The sequence below is a fragment of the Nocardia alni genome (assembly GCF_019038435.1).
GTDB lineage: Bacteria > Actinomycetota > Actinomycetes > Mycobacteriales > Mycobacteriaceae > Nocardia > Nocardia alni.
Genome location: NZ_JAGPOX010000001.1, coordinates 217,799 through 235,852, shown reverse-complemented (window position 1 = coordinate 235,852; position 18,054 = coordinate 217,799). Strand labels below are relative to the sequence as shown.

General features: G+C 65.4%; 14 protein-coding genes. 6 read left to right on the top strand and 8 right to left on the bottom strand.

Annotation, left to right across the window (positions count from 1 at the left end):
- Positions 1 to 467 precede the first annotated feature (467 nt).
- The 4 genes from JZ791_RS01040 to JZ791_RS01025 are packed head-to-tail and all read left to right on the top strand — an operon-like array spanning position 468 to position 7,079.
- Positions 468 to 872 carry an SseB family protein gene (locus JZ791_RS01040; RefSeq protein ID WP_216892163.1) on the top strand — a complete coding sequence of 135 codons (405 nt, stop codon included), beginning with the start codon at positions 468 to 470 and terminating at the stop codon, positions 870 to 872.
- A gap of 2 nt (positions 873 to 874) precedes the next feature.
- Positions 875 to 1,459 carry a type VII secretion target gene (locus JZ791_RS01035; protein ID WP_216892162.1) on the top strand — a complete coding sequence of 195 codons (585 nt, stop codon included), beginning with the start codon at positions 875 to 877 and terminating at the stop codon, positions 1,457 to 1,459.
- A gap of 5 nt (positions 1,460 to 1,464) precedes the next feature.
- Entirely contained in the window at positions 1,465 to 6,837 is a 5,373-nt protein-coding gene (locus JZ791_RS01030; RefSeq protein WP_216892161.1) for a putative T7SS-secreted protein, read from the top strand.
- Positions 6,825 to 7,079, top strand: a complete 255-nt coding sequence (locus tag JZ791_RS01025; protein WP_216892160.1) for a DUF7660 family protein — start codon at positions 6,825 to 6,827, stop codon at positions 7,077 to 7,079. The genes JZ791_RS01030 and JZ791_RS01025 overlap by 13 nt, the downstream gene beginning before the upstream one ends.
- 854 nt (positions 7,080 to 7,933) lie before the next feature.
- Here JZ791_RS01025 and JZ791_RS01020 read toward each other — a convergent pair.
- Together JZ791_RS01020 and JZ791_RS01015 are read right to left on the bottom strand one after the other, a co-directional pair.
- Entirely contained in the window at positions 7,934 to 8,533 is a 600-nt protein-coding gene (locus JZ791_RS01020) for a hypothetical protein (RefSeq protein ID WP_216892159.1), read from the bottom strand.
- Positions 8,530 to 9,051, bottom strand: a complete 522-nt coding sequence (locus JZ791_RS01015) for a hypothetical protein (RefSeq protein WP_216892158.1) — start codon at positions 9,049 to 9,051, stop codon at positions 8,530 to 8,532. The genes JZ791_RS01020 and JZ791_RS01015 overlap by 4 nt, the downstream gene beginning before the upstream one ends.
- Before the next feature lie 137 nt (positions 9,052 to 9,188).
- Here JZ791_RS01015 and JZ791_RS01010 point away from each other — a divergent pair, with 137 nt between their 5' ends.
- Together JZ791_RS01010 and JZ791_RS01005 are read left to right on the top strand one after the other, a co-directional pair.
- The gene (locus JZ791_RS01010; RefSeq protein ID WP_216892157.1) at positions 9,189 to 9,650 is read left to right on the top strand and encodes a hypothetical protein; all 462 of its coding nucleotides are present in this window, start codon (positions 9,189 to 9,191) and stop codon (positions 9,648 to 9,650) included.
- A 207-nt stretch (positions 9,651 to 9,857) separates the two neighbouring features.
- Positions 9,858 to 10,394 (top strand): IS1096 element passenger TnpR family protein, encoded by a 537-nt coding sequence (locus JZ791_RS01005; RefSeq protein ID WP_216892156.1) that lies wholly within the window; start codon positions 9,858 to 9,860, stop codon positions 10,392 to 10,394.
- Positions 10,395 to 10,402: 8 nt separating this feature from the next.
- Here the strand turns inward: JZ791_RS01005 and JZ791_RS46360 are convergent, their stop codons facing one another.
- From JZ791_RS46360 to JZ791_RS00975, 6 genes are read right to left on the bottom strand one after another with little or no spacing between them, the layout of a single operon-like run.
- Complete coding sequence (locus tag JZ791_RS46360) at positions 10,403 to 11,020, bottom strand: DUF4913 domain-containing protein (RefSeq protein ID WP_216892155.1); 618 nt, start codon at positions 11,018 to 11,020, stop codon at positions 10,403 to 10,405.
- The gene (locus JZ791_RS00995) at positions 11,017 to 12,729 is read right to left on the bottom strand and encodes a type IV secretory system conjugative DNA transfer family protein (RefSeq protein ID WP_216892154.1); all 1,713 of its coding nucleotides are present in this window, start codon (positions 12,727 to 12,729) and stop codon (positions 11,017 to 11,019) included. The genes JZ791_RS46360 and JZ791_RS00995 overlap by 4 nt, the downstream gene beginning before the upstream one ends.
- Positions 12,719 to 13,429 carry a hypothetical protein gene (locus JZ791_RS00990; protein ID WP_216892153.1) on the bottom strand — a complete coding sequence of 237 codons (711 nt, stop codon included), beginning with the start codon at positions 13,427 to 13,429 and terminating at the stop codon, positions 12,719 to 12,721. Before JZ791_RS00990 ends, JZ791_RS00995 begins: the two co-directional genes overlap by 11 nt.
- Positions 13,429 to 15,006 (bottom strand): hypothetical protein, encoded by a 1,578-nt coding sequence (locus JZ791_RS00985; protein WP_216892152.1) that lies wholly within the window; start codon positions 15,004 to 15,006, stop codon positions 13,429 to 13,431. Before JZ791_RS00985 ends, JZ791_RS00990 begins: the two co-directional genes overlap by 1 nt.
- Positions 15,003 to 16,490: an SCO6880 family protein gene (locus JZ791_RS00980; RefSeq protein ID WP_216892151.1), complete on the bottom strand. Its 1,488-nt coding sequence runs from the start codon at positions 16,488 to 16,490 to the stop codon at positions 15,003 to 15,005. The genes JZ791_RS00985 and JZ791_RS00980 overlap by 4 nt, the downstream gene beginning before the upstream one ends.
- 16 nt (positions 16,491 to 16,506) lie before the next feature.
- Entirely contained in the window at positions 16,507 to 18,027 is a 1,521-nt protein-coding gene (locus JZ791_RS00975) for a hypothetical protein (RefSeq protein WP_216892150.1), read from the bottom strand.
- Between the last annotated feature and the right edge of the window lie 27 nt (positions 18,028 to 18,054).

The following is an 18,054-nucleotide window of genomic DNA, read 5'->3' as shown; positions in this document are numbered from 1 at the left end:
GCCTCCGGCCGTTCCGGCCGGACTCCATTGCGGCGGGGTGTCTCGTTCACTGCGCGCCGGACCGTGTCGGCCTCTGTCTCCGGCCGTTCCGGCCGGACTCCATTGCGGCTACATCGAAACCATGGCGCCGGTCATCGAGTATTTCGACTGCCTCCGGCCGTTCCGGCCGGACTCCATTGCGGCGACGCCGCCGGGAACTGGGTCGCTACCGCCCAAACCGTCTGCCTCCGGCCGTTCCGGCTGGACTCCATTGCGGCGAGCAGGTGGTTTGCGGCGCAACGTGTTCGGGCTGTGCTGCCTTCGGCCGTCCGGCCGGACTCCATTGCGGCTGCCAGAACGGTGCGGGACCGAACAGGTGTCACCGGCCTGCCTCCGGCCGTCCGGCCGGACTCCATTTGCGGAGTTGGTGGGTATGCTCGGTTCGGGTTCGATCTGGTGATGGATGTCGACCGGGCAGGGGGCTGGGATTGGGCGACGAGGATGGGGTGGCGCGGTTCCGGTCGGAGGTCGCGGCGTTTTACGCCGGTTTCGGGCAGTCCGAGTTGCTGGTGTCCGCGTTCCGGGATGCGGTGTTGTTCGTGCCGTTGACCGGCGACGATCGTATATTCACCAGCGAGGTCGGCGGAGTGCACTGGATATGCGCGTTCACCAGTGTGGAAGAGCTGGCCGCGTACTGGCAGCGTCGTGGTGCGGTGACCCCGCCGCGGGAGTACAGGTATCACACGCTGCGGGGTGACCGGTTGGCCGAGTACGCGGCCGGGCGAGCGAAGCCGACCGGGGTGATGGTGGACGCGGTCGGTACGACACCGATGGCCTTCCCGCCAGCAATCCAGGAGGACCAGAAGGGCACCGCGACCGTGGGGGTGGTGTAGCGGTGGCGGAGAATCTGAATGTCGATCCGGCGGTGTTGACCCAGGCCGCCGATGGGATCAACGGGATCATCGGGGAGCTGTCGGGGCTGGGAACGGGTGAGACCGGCGCGGTGGGGCGGGGGTTGTCGTTGCTGAGGTTGTCGGGAATGCAGGCGGGGAAGGCGTCGGTGCACAAGGCGTTGTCGACGTTTTTGGATCGGTGGTCGTGGGGTGTGCGGGCGTTGGTGCAGGCCGGCAACGAGATGGCCGAATCGTTGCATTTGGCGGCGGGCCGCTATCACGAGATGGATGAGACGTTCTCGAACATGCTCAAGGAGGGGTACGCGGATCTGGTCGGGAACCCGCATCTGTCGAATGATCAGATCGATGCCCGCTCGTGGGGAGACACGCTGGCGGACAACGGGTTCAACGATATGCGGCATCCAGATTACAGCCAGTCTTCGCTGCAGGGCGCCTTGGATCATGTCAAGAAGGACGGGCAGGCGATCGCGGCGATCGCTCCGGCGACCATCGGGCAGCCGCTGCGGTGGAATACCGGCGCGGCGCAGCGTGCCGCGCAGATCATGAATGAGAACGGGGGGAACTGATCTCGATGGGCTGGCTGGACGATGCCGCGAACGCGGTCGAGCATGCGGCGGACTCGGTCACCGAGAAAGCCGGTGCGCTGGTCGATGACGGGGCGAAAGCCGCGAGCGCGGTGGCACGGGATCTCGGCGCGAACGGGGTCGCTACCGATATCGAGAACTTCGGGGACAAGGTCGTCGATGCCACCGGTGGGCAGGTGGCCGAGAAGGAACTTGGGCAGACCGACGACCCGAAAGAGTTGATCTACGGGGATACCGGGAAGATCGCGCACACCGGCGATGAGATCAAGAAGATGGGTGCCTCGATCGAGAAGACCGGTGACGCGCTCAAGAAGATCGATGTCGCGCAGTGGACCGGTGCGACCGCGGACGCGTTCCACGATCAATTCGGCAAGCAACCGAAACTGTGGTGGCAGGGCGCGGACGCCATGAACGCCGCGTCCGGGGTGCTGGATGCCTGGTATCACGAGGTCACCGCCGCGCAGGCCAAGGCGGCGGACGCGATCGCGAAGTGGAAACAGGCCGAGGCGGAGGAGCGTAACAAGAAGACCGCGTGGAATGCGTTGTCCGAGCAGCAGAAACGCCGAACCCCGCTGGTCGATACATGGACTTCGATGGGCGAGGCAGCACAGGACATCCTGCGAGGAGCGCGTTCGCAACGCGACAACGCCGCGGCGACCGCAGCGTCGGGGCTGAGCGCGGCGACCGAGTCCGCGCCGGCCGAGCCGTCGTTTGCCGCGCGGATGGTCGCGGATGTCACCGATGCCAATTCCGCGTTGGAGCAGGCGAAGGGGAGTTTCACCAAGGGCCTGGTCGGCAGTGTCACCTCGATGGTGCAGTTCGTGCGGCAGGTGTCACCGACCGACCCTTACAACCAAACCCATCCGGCCGCTTACCTGAAGGGGATGGCGGATCTGGGGACCGGGTTGGTGGTCGCGGACGCGGACCCTGGAGCGACGGTGCATGCGGTCCTGTCCGGCGCGCGCAAGAACCCGGCGGAATTCGCGGGGGCGTTGACCGGGAACCTGGTCACCACCCTGGCCACCGGCGGGGCGGGTGCGGCGAAACCAGCGTTGTCGGCGGTCAAGGACGTCAGCGAGATCTCCCAGGCCACCAAACTCGCCGACGTCGCCGAAGACGCATCCAAGGCCGCCACCGAGCTCCCGCACACCACCCCGAAACTCGACCTTCCACACCCTGCCGACACCGCTCCCGCACCCCACGAGCCAGGACCCGCCCCATCCTCGCCCGGGTCCGATGCCGGCAGCCCGCATCCGTCCGACAGCACTGCACCACAACAACATTCGACCACACCCAGCAGTGAGCACACGCCATCATCGGCCGATACCGGACCCACTCACTCGCCCGATCCTGCGGCACCAGGCAGCCACACCGTGGACTCGGGCACACAATCCCACGGCCCGGATGCGCCCACCACAGGCCCAGGTTCGCACACTGAACCCACTGGACCGCACCCGGATACAAACGCTGGCCCGCATCCGGTGCAGCCCGCTGATCCCGGTCCTGCTCATCCTGGCGACACCGCACACCCGGATCCCTCAGGGCCGCAACCACACCCAGCCGACCCCCCGCCGGGCCCGCACCCGGATCTCGGCGCGCACCCGGATACCCACCCCGATTCGGCAGCCCCGCACGACCATTCGCCGCATCCGGATGCGACCTCCGCGGGACCGGCCGACCACAGCCCGGACAGCACACATCCCGGGCAGGATCACCACGACCTCGACCACACCCCGGACCACCACCCCTCCCCCGACGAACGCGCCGACGCCGACCACGGCACCCACCACGACGCCACCGACGCCGGCCCGGAACACGACCGCACCGAACACCAGAAAGTGTGCTCGGACGACCCGGTCGATATCGCGACCGGAGAATTCCTGCTCCCGGAAACCGACATCGACCTGCCCGGCGTCCTGGGCTTGGTGTTGCGGCGCACACACCGCTCGAACTACCAGCGGGGCCGCTGGTTCGGGCCATCCTGGTCCGCCACCCTGGATATGCGCCTGGTCGCCGAACACGAGGGCGTTACCTTCCTGGGCGAAGACGGGCTCATGCTCGCCTACCCCCACGCCCCGGTCGGTGTCGGGGTAGAGCCGGTCACCGGCGGTCAACGCTGGACATTGACCCGCACCGAAACAGGCAGCTACCAAATCTGGGACCAGCAACGCGAACTGATCTGGCACTTCGCCCCCGAACCCGTCCTGGGCGGTATCGAATCCCGCCTCGGGAACTACGCGATCTCCGCGATCACCGACCGCCACCGCAACCGCATCCGATTCACCTACACCCCCGACGGCGCACCACTTGAGGTCACACACTCCGGCGGCTACCGCGTCCTGATCGACACCCGCGCCGGACGCGTCACCGGCCTCTCGGTCATCGACCGGGGCACCGCAGTGCCGGTCAAGCAATTCGGTTACCAGGCAGGCGAATTGACGTCGGTCGCCAACGGCGTCGGTGCCACCACCGTCTACACCTATACCGAGGGCCGGATGGTGTCGTGGACCGATTCCAACGGCAACCAGATGGTCAACACCTACGACCCCGCTGGGCGTGTGGTGTTCCAGCGCGGCACCAACGGAGTCCTGGACACCGACTTCGACTATTTCGAATTCCCCGACGGCACTGGCAGTCTCACCACCGTCACCGACACCTCCGGCGCGACCACCCGCCACGGCTTCGACCGCGACCTGCGCCAACGTGACCTGATCGACCCCGTCGGCGCCCACACCCACATCGACTACAACGCCGACCGCCGCCCCCTGCAAGTCACCACACCTGACGGCGCAATCACCCGATACCAGTACACCGGTACAGGCGATATCGCGAAAATCATTCGCCCGGACGGCAACTCGACCTCGATCGAATACTTGTTCCGCAACCGCCCCACCACTATCACCGATCCGGACGGCAGCGTGCGCCGGCAGGAATGGAACAAGAACGGCGACCTGGTCGCAGTGGTCGATGCTGGTGGGGCACGCACCGAATACGGTTACCACCCGAATGGCGCTGTGGCGCACACGCTCACCCTGGGTGGCGCCCGCACAAGTATCGAGGTCGACGCTGCCGGGCTGCCGATCGTGTTGACCGATCCGTTGGGTGCGGTGACCCGGATCGAACGCGATGGGCTCGGCCGCCCGGTTGTGGTGACGGATCCGCTAGGGCAGGTGACTCGTTTCGACTGGGCGGCGACCGGGAAGCTGATGCGGCGCACCGATCCCGACGGTCACGCGGAGTCGTGGGAATACGACGGCGAGGGCAACCTCCTGACCCACGTCAACCGAGCAGGGGGCGTCACCCGCTTCACCTATGGCGCCTTCGATCTGATGGCCTCGCGCACCGAACCAGACAGTTCCACAACCCATTACCTGTGGGACGCGCAGCGGCGCTTGTCCGGTGTGGTCAATCCGCTCGGACAGCGGTGGAGCTACGAATACGACCCCGCCGGACGAGTTATCGCCGAGACCGACTACACCGGCGCGACCACCCGCTACACCCACGACCCGACCGGCCGCGTCGCCACGCTCACTCCAGCAACCGGCATCAGCCGCCGTCACCGATACGACCTCCTGGGGCGACTCACCGAAACGAACACCGACACCGGCGAATTCGTTCGATTCACCCATGATATGACCGGACGGGTTCTGACCGCACTCTCGGGCATCGGCGAGGAGACCACTCACACCCTGGCCTTCACCTACACCCCCGCCGGCCAGCTGGCATCCCAGCAACTCGACGACCAACCACCCACCCGCCACACCTACGACCCCCGCGGCCACCGCATCGCGCGCACCACACCGACCGGCGGGAATACGAGCTGGCATTACGACACCGCCGACCGCGTGCTCGGCCTACAGACCGAGGGCCAGCACCTGTCCTTCACTTACGATCCACTCGGCCGCGCCACTGGCTGGCGGGTCGGCGAAATTGACATCCGCACCCACCTGACCGGCACCGGCCAAGTCCACACCCAGGACATCACCGCCTTCCCCGGCACATCCCTATCGCTGAACCTGGGCCCGTCCAGTCGACCCGCGCCACGAACGATCCGGCACGACGAATACCAATACCGCCCCGACGGCTACCTCGCCACTCACACCGTGGCCCGCCCCCACAGCACACCGACTCGCCAGGACTACGACCTGGATCCCATCGGACGAGTCACCAGCATCCTGCGCGACGGCGCACTGAGCGAGGCATACGCCTACGACCCCCTCGGCAACATCACCAACGCCCTACCCGCCACATCGGCCCACGCCGCTCCCAGTCCCCAAGGAACCGAACCCGACAGCGACGGTCAAGGCGAGGACTACCGCGAATATCACAACAACCTCCTCATCCGCTCTGGCCGCACTCACTACTACTACGACCCGGCCGGACGCCTGATCCGGAAAGTCACCACCCGGCCCTCACGCGAACCCGACGTCTGGCACTACCGGTACAACGCATTCGACCAGCTCACCGACATCTTCACCCCCGAACGACAATGGTGGCGATACACCTATGACGCCCTCGGACGCCGCACCAGCAAACAACACCTCGCCAGCGACGGCACCATCCTGGAACGCCTCGACTTCACCTGGGACGGCACCCGCCTCATCGAACAAACCGTCGGCAAAACCACCACCCGGTGGCACTACCACCCCGACAGCTACCGACCCATCACCCAATCCACCAACCGCGAATCTGCCGATCGTGAGTTCTATGCGATCATCACCGATCTCGCCGGTGCACCCACCGACCTCATCGACCCGAATACTGCTGAAACCAGCAGTGCCACAACCTCGCTGTGGGGGCAGGCCGTTTGGAATGCCGACCAGGTCAGCACCCCAATCCGGTTCGCCGGTCAATACCACGACCAAGAAAGCGGGCTCCACTACAACCTGCACCGTACGTACGACCCCGCCTCCGGACGATTCCTGACCCAGGACCCACTCGGACTCTCTCCAGCGCCGAATCCGTTTGCATATCCTCACAACCCCGTCTCCTGGGCAGACCCCCTGGGTTTGATGCCAGAGGCATGTGGGAGCACAGATCCGCGAGCGGTTCGATTCACCCAGGATTCGGTCAGCTCACAGTTCCGAAACCAGGGCTCAGTATTCGATCTTGCGGATGCCCTGAGGTCAGGAGATGTCGCGCCAAGCGAGATTCCCCCGATCCGTGTATTCGAAAAGAATGGAGACTTATATACTCTGGACAATCGTCGGCTGCTGGCTTTTCAGATGGCTGACGTGCACGTCCCTTATACGATGGCTACGCCACAAGAAATTGCTCGCGACGCATTCAAGATGACATCTAAGACCGACGGCCAGAGTATTCGAATCAGAGGAGCAGGAGGCACGACGTGGCCGAGTTAGAGCCAGCCGAAGTGCATGATCGATCGGAATTTGTCGTATACGTTCACCGCCTTGCCGAAGCGGTCAGCCACAGTCCTGGAGACTACGAAAATATTCGATCCGGAGACTTTCTTGAAGCCGCTGCTGCATGGGTTAACGATGCAGATGATTTCATTCACTCCGCTGAGAGCGAAGAGCGGTCCGAACGGATCAATTGGCCATTTATCGCCACGTTACTGACAGCGGCGTTAGTGTACGAATAGGCTCAAACCATGAAGCGAGAGGACTAAAAAGCGATGCTGGGTCTCGCTCATTATCCGTATCGAGCGCCCACGCTCACTTCCGAGGATCTTCTTTAACATATTCGCATCGATTGCGGATAATCACTCCAAAGGGCGCTGCTGTTCGACTTTATAGCCCGGAAGAATACGACGAATGTCGAGCTTGCACTATAAGTAAGACCGTGGCAGTCTTGCCCTCGCACGCCAAGCGTGTGGCCGCTCTGAAGCTCCCCGGCAAATAGAAGTTTGTTTCGGCGCAAAAACAACGGATATGGTTTGAACAGCAGCGATGGTGTGTTGGCGGTGGATGGTGACAGGATTCGGGAGCTGAGGCTGGTGTCTGTCTGAACCCTCCGGACATCGGTCGGGTAGCGCGGCGGCTCCAGTGTGTGGGGCCGGAGCCCCCGCTGCTTGAGGTACGTCACGAGCACGCCAGAAAGGGAGCAATAGCGGGACGGCATCGGCGCCGGCCAGGAGGCCGATCCTGTGGACACCGCCTACACCACACGCACGTGCATCCACTGCGGCAAGACTGTTCGCAGCAAGACACGCGCGGATTTCCACTCCACATGCGCGAAACGCGAAGCGGACCGGCTGGCGCGAACGCGAACCGGCGCACGCAGGGCTAGCGTTAGCTCAACCGCGACTTCGGCGGCGGCCACCGCGTGCCCGGTGTGGTTCGCAACGGCGACGTCCACGCTGTCGAGCGGCCCGATTCTGACGGACGTTCAAGGGAGGAATTTCAGAGGCTCTGCGGACGGTCTACAGCCGGGATGGATGGAGCGACAAGTGCGCAAGAACCTGCGAAGGCTCGCTCAGTTCCGAGGCCCAGTTGGTCAGCGGACATCGATGATGTCGTCGAGTGCTGCGCGAGCGGCGCTCAGGAGTTCGAGGCGACTGTCAAGGAAGCGCTCGCCGATCTCTTCGATCCGCTGCTGACGGCCGTGCAGATCATCAGCGGAACGCGCATGCGCCTCAGCAAAATCGCGGACCTCCTGTATTAGCGTGCCGAACTGCGAAACCAGCTCTTGAGTAGCGGATGCGACCGGATCAGGCCCCTCGAGCAGTACCGAATCGGCCACCTGCTCCGCATGCTTGAACAGTCTACGGATCTCGGAAAACCGTTCCAGGGAAAAAGGTTCCGGTGGCGTTGCGGCTTTGAGGGAACGATACTCTTGCTGATTCGCGCGGTCAGCGGCGGCCAATGCCTGTAGGAAGTCGAGATAGGCGGCCTGGCGGCGTTCGCGTCGCCAACGGAAGTGCTCCACCCTTAGCTCGAGAATCTGATTGTCCTTCTGCGCCAGATCCTTTCGTACCTGTTCGCGCTCGAGAGCAGCTTGACGACGATTCTCGGCCCTTGCCCCGATGATCGCCGTAAGTCCTGCGCCAAGGGCGGTCCCCAAAACGCCCACTGCCGCAACGAGAACACTGATCACGGCATCTCCGACGGCAACTGTGCTGGGGCTGGCGCAGGAACCTGGCGGGCAGGCGCGAGAAATTTCACCCGCACGGGCTTCAGATCGAGCTCGTCACGTGCGGCGTCGATAAATCTCTCGAACGCTTGCCCCGCAGGAATCCTTATCCGGTACCAGTCCTCGACGCGATGGAAACGATCCTGCGCGTCATAGAACAGCTCTGTTATCGCGAGGTCCATAGCCACGGCGGCCTGAACGACCTCCGGTGCACCATGCAGCAACACCGCCGCGTGGGCGTCGTCCCAGCTGCTGTCCTCACGAACGCGTGCAACGAGTTCCGGGAACATCGGGTCCGCTGGATCCGCCAGGGCCACCGCGCGAATTCCCTCGACCGTCCGGCGGAATACCTGTGCAAGATGTTGATGGCTAGCAACCATCTGATCTCGTCTCCACCGCGTGGTCTCCGAGCGCATGTCCCAGAACCGCCCGAGGATGATGCCTAGTGTTGCAGCTACCGCCGCCACTATTGCTGCGGTCATCACCCCCACCTCGATCCGTACGAGATCCCAGGATCACCAGCGTAACCGGCTGGGAACATGCCGCGCGATAACCGGCATCTCCACCACAGGAACCTCTAGAGTCGATCGCTATGAATTCTCGGAATCGTAAGCGTCGCATGCGCAGTCAGATGGATGCCGCTGCGGTTGAGCGGGTGACCACCACTGCGCGGGAACGGCCCGGCTCGCCGACTGCACGCACCGGGTTCGCGGACCGCGCCGTCGCCGCACAGCCGAAGGTGCCGGCGTGGATCGCTTGGATGCTCGACACGGCAGGCGAGGCGACCGCGCGCTTCATCTACCAGTGCCATTACCCTCTCGACCGCGGCTTCACTACCGAAGACGGTGTATGGGGCAGCGCAGGCAAGGATTCCTGGATCCGAAATCGCGCTTTGAAAGCCGAATGCGCTGCGCGCGGCGCCTTCAGGGCCCACCTGCGCGGCGAAACGGGCATCTTCACCGCCAACACCCCGGAACTGCCCGATGATGACGCGTTCTATGCCCTTCGCGATGGCGAGGAATGGACGGGCTACTGGTACTCGCGCGATCCGATCGATGCACCACGGTGGCAGCTGCAATGAAGAAGCGTAGCCCCTGACCACCCAGCCGGCGCCGCCGCCGTAGAGAATGCCAAAATAACCTTCGGTGCAAACGATTTCGCCGATCGTTACTCCCCACTGGCGGCCACTTGACGCGGAGTCATATGGCCGTAGGTAGCTTTCGAGGGTCAACGACCAGCATCCTTGGGTACGCCCGCCGGAGCGAATCTGGATGGAAGGATGAACTCCATGAGTCGCACGTGGCTGTCCATCCGCATCGATCTCGTCAGCGGTGGCGGTGGCGACTTGTGGCCGCGGCCGGGGCGGATATTCGCCGCTGCACGCCGACACACGTTCGCAGAGCTGGCTACTGCGATCGACGATGCATTCGCCCGCTGGGATCGCAACCATCTGCAGCAGTTCGAGTTGGACAACGGACTTCGTGTCAGTGACCCGGACCCGGACTTCGACGAGCTCGACGCCGTACTCGATATCGCCAAGACCCGGCTGGGCAGGCTCGCATCTGGCCAACAGTTCGTATATGTCTTCGATCTCGGCGACTGCTGGACCCACTTGTGCACCGTTGCCGACAGCCGCATCGATCCGATTGAGGCGATCGGCATCGAGCCCGACCTGCCGTGCCCGTATTGGGGTTGGGGCACGGTCCCGGACCAGTACGGTCGGCGGTGGGACGACGACGACACCCAGACGCCGATGCCGCCGGACCCACAACTGACCGACCTGCCCGCCATACATCCCGGCTGGGGCCCACGACCGACACGTTAGCCGTCCTCTCAGCGTCCAACCTCGGGCTGCAGCGATTGCGGCCGTTCTGCAGCCGGAGCGCTTGCACCGGGATGCCGAGATTTTCTGGGCAGCAACGTCGGTGAGTCGGTGTGCTGGTTCGCGGCGCAGGCGTGGAAGGGGCCGAGGGGATCGGTGAGTGCGCTCAGGGCTGGGTAGAAGTAGTGCAGGAAATACTCGAGCATCGCCGGGCCTGGCTGGTTGACCCGGTCGAGCCAGGTGCGGCGCAGTGCCCACAGCAGCGTGATGGCCTCGGGATGTTCGCGCCAGTGCGCGCACCACACGAACCCGGCTTGGCCAGGATGGCGTGCGAGTTTCCGCTGCGCCCACCGCCCGATATTGGCATCGACCCATTCTGAGAGCACGTCGATATCCATTCGATCGGGCGGGACGGGCGCCGCCTGCTCGGCGGGTTGCAGTGTGGTTTCTTCGGCGCTCACCGCGGTGTTTTCGAGGGCCAGCAGGAGTTGAGTTTCGATGCCGTCCAGGGATTCGGCGAGGTGTTGTGTGGCGTGCTCGGTGTTGGACAGGCGGATGCTGAGTCGTTCGACTTCGGCCCGCAGCGCCGTCAACTCGGCGCGGAGCGGATCGGCGGTCGATTCGCTCACGTCGACTCTGCGGCGCCACGGCGCAGCGCTTTCGCGACGGGGTTGTCGGACCCCAGATTGGCGACCGCAGCATTCTGTACCTCGCGGGTGGCGCGGTCGCGGCATTCGGTGATGTCGCCGCTGTCGGGCTCGGTGTACCACGGCACCAGGTCGATGAGCACCGGCCGGGCTTCCTGGCGGATCAGCAGGGCATTGGTCTTCTTCAATCGCCCGATGTCCTCGGCTGGCATGATCGGCTCGCGTACGGATTGCACGCTGGTGGTGTTGCCCTGGGAGGACCAGCTGTAGCTGCGTTCCCGGATCTTGTGTGTGCCGATCAAACCACTGATCTTGGTCAGGAAGTCGTATTCCTGCAGCCCCGCACCGAGGATGCGCACGGTCGCCGCTCCCCACAACGCCCGCGCACGGTCCGGCCCCCACACCGCTACGGTTTGGGCTTCGCTCTGGAAGATGGCGTCGACGCATATCGACTTGCTGCCCAGGTGACTGGCCAGCTGCGGCAATCGGTCGATCTTGCAGATGTTGGCGCACTCGTCCAGGACGACGGTCATCGGTGGGTCGACCCGCCCGCCTTGCGCGGAGGCGACCAGGTCGCCGACCTCGAAGATCCGTGAGACCAGCGCGGCGATGACCGGGCCGGCCGATCCTTCGCCTTCCTGGGTCATCAGGTACAGCGTTGGCGCATTGTCCGGCACGTAGGCGAACAGTTCCCACAGGTTCAGTTCGCGAATCGCGGTGTGGGGCTGTGTTTCCCAGGTGTGCGGTGGAGTGACCCAGGTGAGGGTGGACTCGTCCTGGATCGTGGCCAGCGCGGTCTGTGCCTCGCCCCATACCCCGCCTCGGGTCTCGCCCGGCAGGTCCAACAGCGCCGAGAGCGCGTCGGCGGCGCGCTGGTTGCCGTGCATCTCCAGAATGCCGACGGCGGCGTTGCTGTAGGTGTCGATCCAGTGCAGTACGTCGCGCATCGTGTACCCGCCCAGCGCCGCGGCGAGCAGCGACATCGACAACACGTTCTTCCCGGTGGGTGCGAAGAAAGGGTCTTCGCGGTCGGTGCTTGTGCCCTCGGCGCGGGCCGCATCGACGAAGTGGCCGGCTACCCGGCGTGCGTCGGCGACGGTGCGGATGTCGGCCAGGATGTTCCACCACCAGGTCTGCGGTTGGTAGGCGATGCGGGAGGGGTCGAACACATACACGGGGCCGACCTTGGCGCGCAACCACGCCGTCAATATCCATAGGTCGGGCTTATTGCTGGTAGCTATGACCGCGCCGGGGGCGGACAGGATGCGTGGGACCGCGACCGCGCTGGTTTTGTTCGACCGGGGTCCCATGAACACGAGGGTGAAGTCCTCGAAGCTCTTGTAGACCTTCTGGCGTCCGATGCGCCCGATCTGCATCGCGAGCTGTCGCATGTCGGTTCCTTTGTACGAGGCAACCGATGGGCGCAGGCCTGCACCGCGGCGCGCGGCGTCCTTGTCGATCATGTCGCGGATCTCGGTGGTGGAACGCATCGTTCGGCGTGCTTGATTACCTGGCCAGACCGCCCGCAGCGTCCATGCCAGGCCCGCCAACGTACCCAACACCAACACGGTCACCGTGGCGATAGCCCACCACGGGATGCCGTACGCATGCAGCCGCCACACGCCCAGCCCGACCAGTGCCGCGACAAGCACGCCAGCCCACACTGCGGCCTCGCCTGCATCACCGAGCATCGTCGTGCTCCCGCACCGGCCTGGCATCTACCCGCACGCCGTGTTCGTAGCCGGCCCACAGCAGCCGGTCCACGAGTGCCGCGGCAACCCCGCGGGTGTGCGGGCCGGCCACGACCAGCAACTGCCGGGGTCGCTCGATCGATTCCCCGCTGTGGGTGAACAAGGTGCGCAGCACGCCTGGCAGATGTGTTCCCTGCGGCGGAGGTTGCAGGCACATCAGCAACTGTGGGGCACGCAGCGGTTCGAGCGCCCGCGCCAGGATTTGCCACACGGCCCGTTGCTCGTCGGCCGGGATCTGGTGAAACCAGTCGATATCGTCGGCCGGGTGCTCGTCTCCAGCGCTGGCGAGCAGCCGGTGCGCGGGTGCCAGATTCTGCGCGCCGGCCCATTCGAGCACCGTCTGGAACTGGTGTCGGCCTTGCCGGGCGGCGGCGAGCAGATCGGCGCATAGTAGTTCGGCTTCGGGGCGGTGTAGGAGGCTGGGCGGGTCGTCGATGATCGACAGCAGGCCCTCGCCGATGCGATCGGCGGCAATGACCGTGTCGGCTCCGCCCAGCACATCCCATCCGACAGCACCGGACTCACCAGGTTGCGCGTCGGGATTCCACACCAGCGTCGAACCCCCGCAATCATCGTCTAATGTGATGCATGTAATCTGCGCGATGGTGTTCGAAACATATTTTCCAGCAACGCTTTTCACTACTTCTGCCCTTTCGGGGTGATGTCGGCGAAGGCCGTGTCGGTGTCGTAGAGGGCCAGTTCCTCGGGGATGAGGTCGACCGCGACTGGTAGTCCCATCCGCCCTCCGCTTTTGACCAGATAGCGGCCGCGTCCGGGATGCCGTTGGCCTCGAACCCATGTCGGCGGGGCGGACCACCGCGACAGCAGTTCGCGTTCACGACTGCTGAACGGGAAGATCCGGTGCAGCCGTTCGAGTTCGGCATTGTCGAGACCGCCGAACAGCTGTATTGCGTTGCGCGCGGCCATGCCCCGGGCCTTCGCGCGGTCCGCCTCGGTCGGCAACGCCTCCAGGTCGGTGAGGGAGTGTGTGGATTGAAGGCTCACGGTCCCCTCGTCGCGGTTCAACCGCGTGATCCGGTCCGATTTCTCCACCAAGCCGGGAGCCACTCGCAATGCGCGCCAGAGTTCGTCTTGGATTTGGAAAACGTTGCGGCGCACGCCGCTGACATGTGCGGCCTCGATCAGGGCGGCCGACCATGCCCAGGCGCACATCATCGATGCCGCGACCACGTCGTCGCCGTCGTCGCGGATGGCCCGCAGGGACAGCGACACCGCCGGGGTGTCGGCGTCCACACTGAAGCTCGATGGCCTGTCGAACATTCCCCGGATCGGGCCTTCGACCATGAGTACCAACGTGTTGCGGAATTCATGGATCGCATAGGCGTACTCGTGGTCGTTGTCTACGGCCAGCACCTTGCGCAGCTCGTCGCCGCCTTGCTCGATCACAGCCACGAGTTCGGGAATGGTGGGGTCGCCCAGTCGGTGTCGGGTATGGGCGGCCTCGGCGATGTCCAGCGCCTTGGCCAGGACCAACCGCTCGGTCGCGGTCGATGCCTGTCCACCGACGATCGTGATCAACGATTCCACCAAGTCCAGGCGGCGCCCGCGTGATGCCGCGACGAGTTGGTCACGGTCGGTGCCCACCGCGGCCGCGATGGCCGACCGCAGCGGGCCCAGGTCCAGCGGATTGAGCGCGTGCAGGCCACGGCCGACCCGGAACACCTGTCCCCCTAGGGCGTTCACCACGGGCGTGTACTCGTCTTTCAGGTCACCGGGGATCACGCCGACGAACCCGTAGGCCACCAGCCCGACTAGGAGTCTTTTGGCGGCGCTGGACTTTCCGACGCCGGGTTGGCCCTGTACCCAGAGGCCGGTGTTGGTGACCAGTCCATCGCGCAGCCACTGCGCCGGATCGAGTCCGATCGGTTCGTTGGTGAATATGTGCCGACCGAACGGGACACCCCGCACCATGGTCCCGGCCGGTGCCGGAAATGGATACAGCCCTTGGGTTTGTGCGGTTGTCGCGGCCCACAGCCGCCCGGTCTCGATGTTGGCTGTGTGTCCTCCCCACCGTCGGCGTTCGCCGCGCGCCGGCGGCATCGGAGGCAGGTCCGGCACCATGGCGAACGGGTCGGACGGTTGCTCGTCAGAGGTCTGGGAGCGGCGGTAGGCAGGGGTCAGGCCGAGCTTGCTCAACCAGCGCTCGGCCAACCCGGCGTCGGCCGCGGCGCTGCGCAGGCTCTGGTCATCGCTCATCCCAGCCACCGCTCGGTGGCGCGTTTGGACAGCCCGGAGGTCGGTTCGATGCCCACGCCGAGACCGGCGGCGAACGCCGAAGCCTGCGCGCCGCGGGCACGCCGGAACCGTAACTTGGCCGCGCCGTAGCGTTGTTCCACATCCGCGCAGGCGGCCGCGAGTGTGGACTCGTTGCGGGTGGTCGTGGTGACGTACATCGTGATTCGGCCCAGGCCTGCCCCCTGCGATTCCTCTTGCGCTGCGCGGCGGGCCCGGACTCGGTCGTCGTATTCGCGTTGTGTCTCATCCTTTTTCGTTTTCTGGTTCCAGGCCCGGCGCAGTGTGCCGGCCTGGATCTCGCGTTCGACGATCCGTCCGGCTTCGGCGGCACGGTAGGGCCGGTACACCAGGGAGAACCTGCGCATGTAACGGCCTGGCGAGACCAGTGGCAACAGGATGTGCTGGCGTATCTCTCCGGCGGGTAGCTCGGCGAAGGCCCATGTCACGCTGAATCCGCTGTCGTGGCGGTAGACATCGAAGTTGGGTTCGGTGCGGAGCGGTCCCGCATCCCGCCAGGTCAGCGTCTCCGCCGCCGCGTCGTCGTGGCCGCTCCACGCGATGATCGCCGGGTCGAACGCGCGCCGTAGCAGCCGGATCACTTGCGCGGTCGAGGCACGGGCGGTCACCGTGATACCGGCGGCCGCCAGCGCGGATTCGCATCGGGGCATCCATCGCACGACCTCGGTACAGCCCTCGGCCAGCGACTTGGGCACCGGTGCGGCGTGGGCCAGGTCGAAATTGATAGTGACCCGGCACGCGACATCGGCTGTCGTCGAACGTGTCCGGGCGACGATGGACTCCATGATCGACCGCGCGACCGGCGGCGCGGTCGGTGCGATCCGCCCCGTGACGTAGGAGCGTTGGTCGACGCCGCCGCTCGGCGAGGATTCGGTGGTGAATGCGACCGAACTGATCACCGGGGAGAAACCCAGATCGGCCAGCCAGTCACCGTAGGCGGCCACCCACGAGTTCGCGTCGTCCTGATCGGACAGCGTGATTCCGGTCGGGGACACCAGCAGGATCGCCGACAGCACACCGGTGCGACGGTTCCAGATCAGGCATTGCGTTCCGCCGCGGCCGTCTTCCACATCCAGCGGCATCAGCGGGGCCAGCACTCCCGGCAGGTTCTCGCCGCGGGGAACCTCCTCGAGCACGTCGGCCGCCCAGGCGTCGGTACCCGAGCGCCTGCCCCACCAGGCACGTATCCACCAGCCGGCGTGCCGGGTCACAGTGCGCCGCGACGCTCCGACCGGCACCACGGATATCGCCACGATCGGCACCGCGATCACCAGTCCGTAGAGCGCTGCCCACAGGGAGATCGCCGTCGAGAACGCCAGCCCACCGACGACCACGGCCACGGTGCCGGTTTCCCACGGGCCCAGCCTGCCCAGCCCGTAGCCGCGCACCTCGCGAAACCCACCATAGGCGGGTACCTGACTGCTCACTGGAACCTCCTGTCGCTCATGGCATTTCCGGGCCGGTGTCGTCTCCGGTCATCACGTCACCTATCGACTCGGCAGCCTCCGGGGCCGCCGCTATCGCTTTCTGGGTCCCTATCGCCGCCAACCCGGCGCCTCCCGTCGCCGCACCCGCGGCCATCTCCGTGCCGGCCGCTTCACTGCCCGCCGACGATGGACCGTCCGGCGGCGAAGATCCCTTCCCCAAAGCGGCAGGTTCGCCGCCACCGAGTTCTTTCTGCGGCGGCGGATTCAACGGCGCCCCATCGCCTCCGGTCAGTTGGGGGGTATTGCCCGGTGACGGGTCGCTTTCTGCTTGTCCGCCAGAGCTGTTGACCGGAGCGAAGCTGGCCGGGGTCGCCGGGTCAGCACCGCCGCCGCCCCCGCCACCCAGCGATGACGCCAGCAGCGCGCCGCCACCGACCATGCTGGCGGCCGCACCCAGTGCGCCCGTGCCACCGGTGACCTGGAAGCCCAGGAAGCTGAAGAATTTCATCAATGTCGGCAGGGCGATGACTGCCATCGCGACCACCATCAGCCCGATGATCAGCGAGGTCAGCGACTGGTCTTGTCCGATGAGGGTGAAGCCCAGCGAATAGATGAATGCCGCCAGCGGCTTGTAAAGCACCAAGGCGATGCACATGCTGGCCACTCGCGGGAACCACTGCCGTCCCCAACTGCTGAGCTGCCCGGCCGCGGCGATCAGAATCATGGCGTAGAGCACGACCAACCCGGCTTGACGCAGGAATCCCATAACCCACTGGATGAACCCGAGAACCACCGCGATCAACCCGATCATCAGCACACCGCCGGGGTTGCCGACCGTGCCCACCCCGAGCATCGACTGCATTCGCTGCCCGAACTGCTGGGCGCCACCGGTGACCATCTGGCGGGCGAAGTCGTCGCCGGCGTGGACCGCGCCGGTGAGCACCACCAGAGCGAGCGAGGAGATCAGCAGGTACCGCACCCCGTACATCACCATCTCGGCGGCCGGCTGGGTGCGACGCGAGATCATCATCGCGATCGAGGAGCCCAGGATTCCGGCCATCATGATCAGCCCGACCACCTGCTGCACCGGTGCCTTGCCGGCCATGGACTGCGCGTAGGACAACGAGATGGAGTCCTGGCTTATCCACCAGGTCATCGACTGGACCAGCAGGTCACCGGCGAACGTGCCGATCGACTCGGCTGCTTCCGCGAACGCCGTGGTGACCGAGTCGCCGACCGCGTTACTCACCGCGTGCAATGGATTGTGGTCGGTATAGGTCTTGCCCTGCATCTGCACCAGGAATGGTGTGTTGTCGTCGGGGTAGTTGATGCCTACGGAGCCGGGGGTCGTCGCGCAGGTGGGGAATGTGGGATGGGCGGAGCAGGAGATGACGCCGTCGTTGTCGCGCCACGAGCGCTGTTCGGGCGTCAAATCCGACAGTCGTGTCGGCGCAGGTTTCGGGGGCGTGGGCGGTGGTCCCGGCGGATCGGCGAACGCTGGCCCGCCCACGCCCGCGGCGAGGACCATCAGCGCCATCGCAGCCAGCAGGGTGCGCGCGGCGCA

Bases quoted from the DNA above. Each gene is read 5' to 3' on its own strand.
- JZ791_RS01030 (WP_216892161.1), top strand. From the start codon at position 1,465: ATGGGCTGGCTGGACGATGCCGCGAACGCGGTCGAGCATGCGGCGGAC.
- JZ791_RS01015 (WP_216892158.1), bottom strand. From the start codon at position 9,051: ATGACCGCAGCAATAGTGGCGGCGGTAGCTGCAACACTAGGCATCATC.
- JZ791_RS01010 (WP_216892157.1), top strand. From the start codon at position 9,189: ATGCGCAGTCAGATGGATGCCGCTGCGGTTGAGCGGGTGACCACCACT.
- JZ791_RS01005 (WP_216892156.1), top strand. From the start codon at position 9,858: ATGAGTCGCACGTGGCTGTCCATCCGCATCGATCTCGTCAGCGGTGGC.
- JZ791_RS00995 (WP_216892154.1), bottom strand. From the start codon at position 12,729: ATGCTCGGTGATGCAGGCGAGGCCGCAGTGTGGGCTGGCGTGCTTGTC.
- JZ791_RS00985 (WP_216892152.1), bottom strand. From the start codon at position 15,006: ATGAGCGATGACCAGAGCCTGCGCAGCGCCGCGGCCGACGCCGGGTTG.
- JZ791_RS00975 (WP_216892150.1), bottom strand. From the start codon at position 18,027: ATGGCGCTGATGGTCCTCGCCGCGGGCGTGGGCGGGCCAGCGTTCGCC.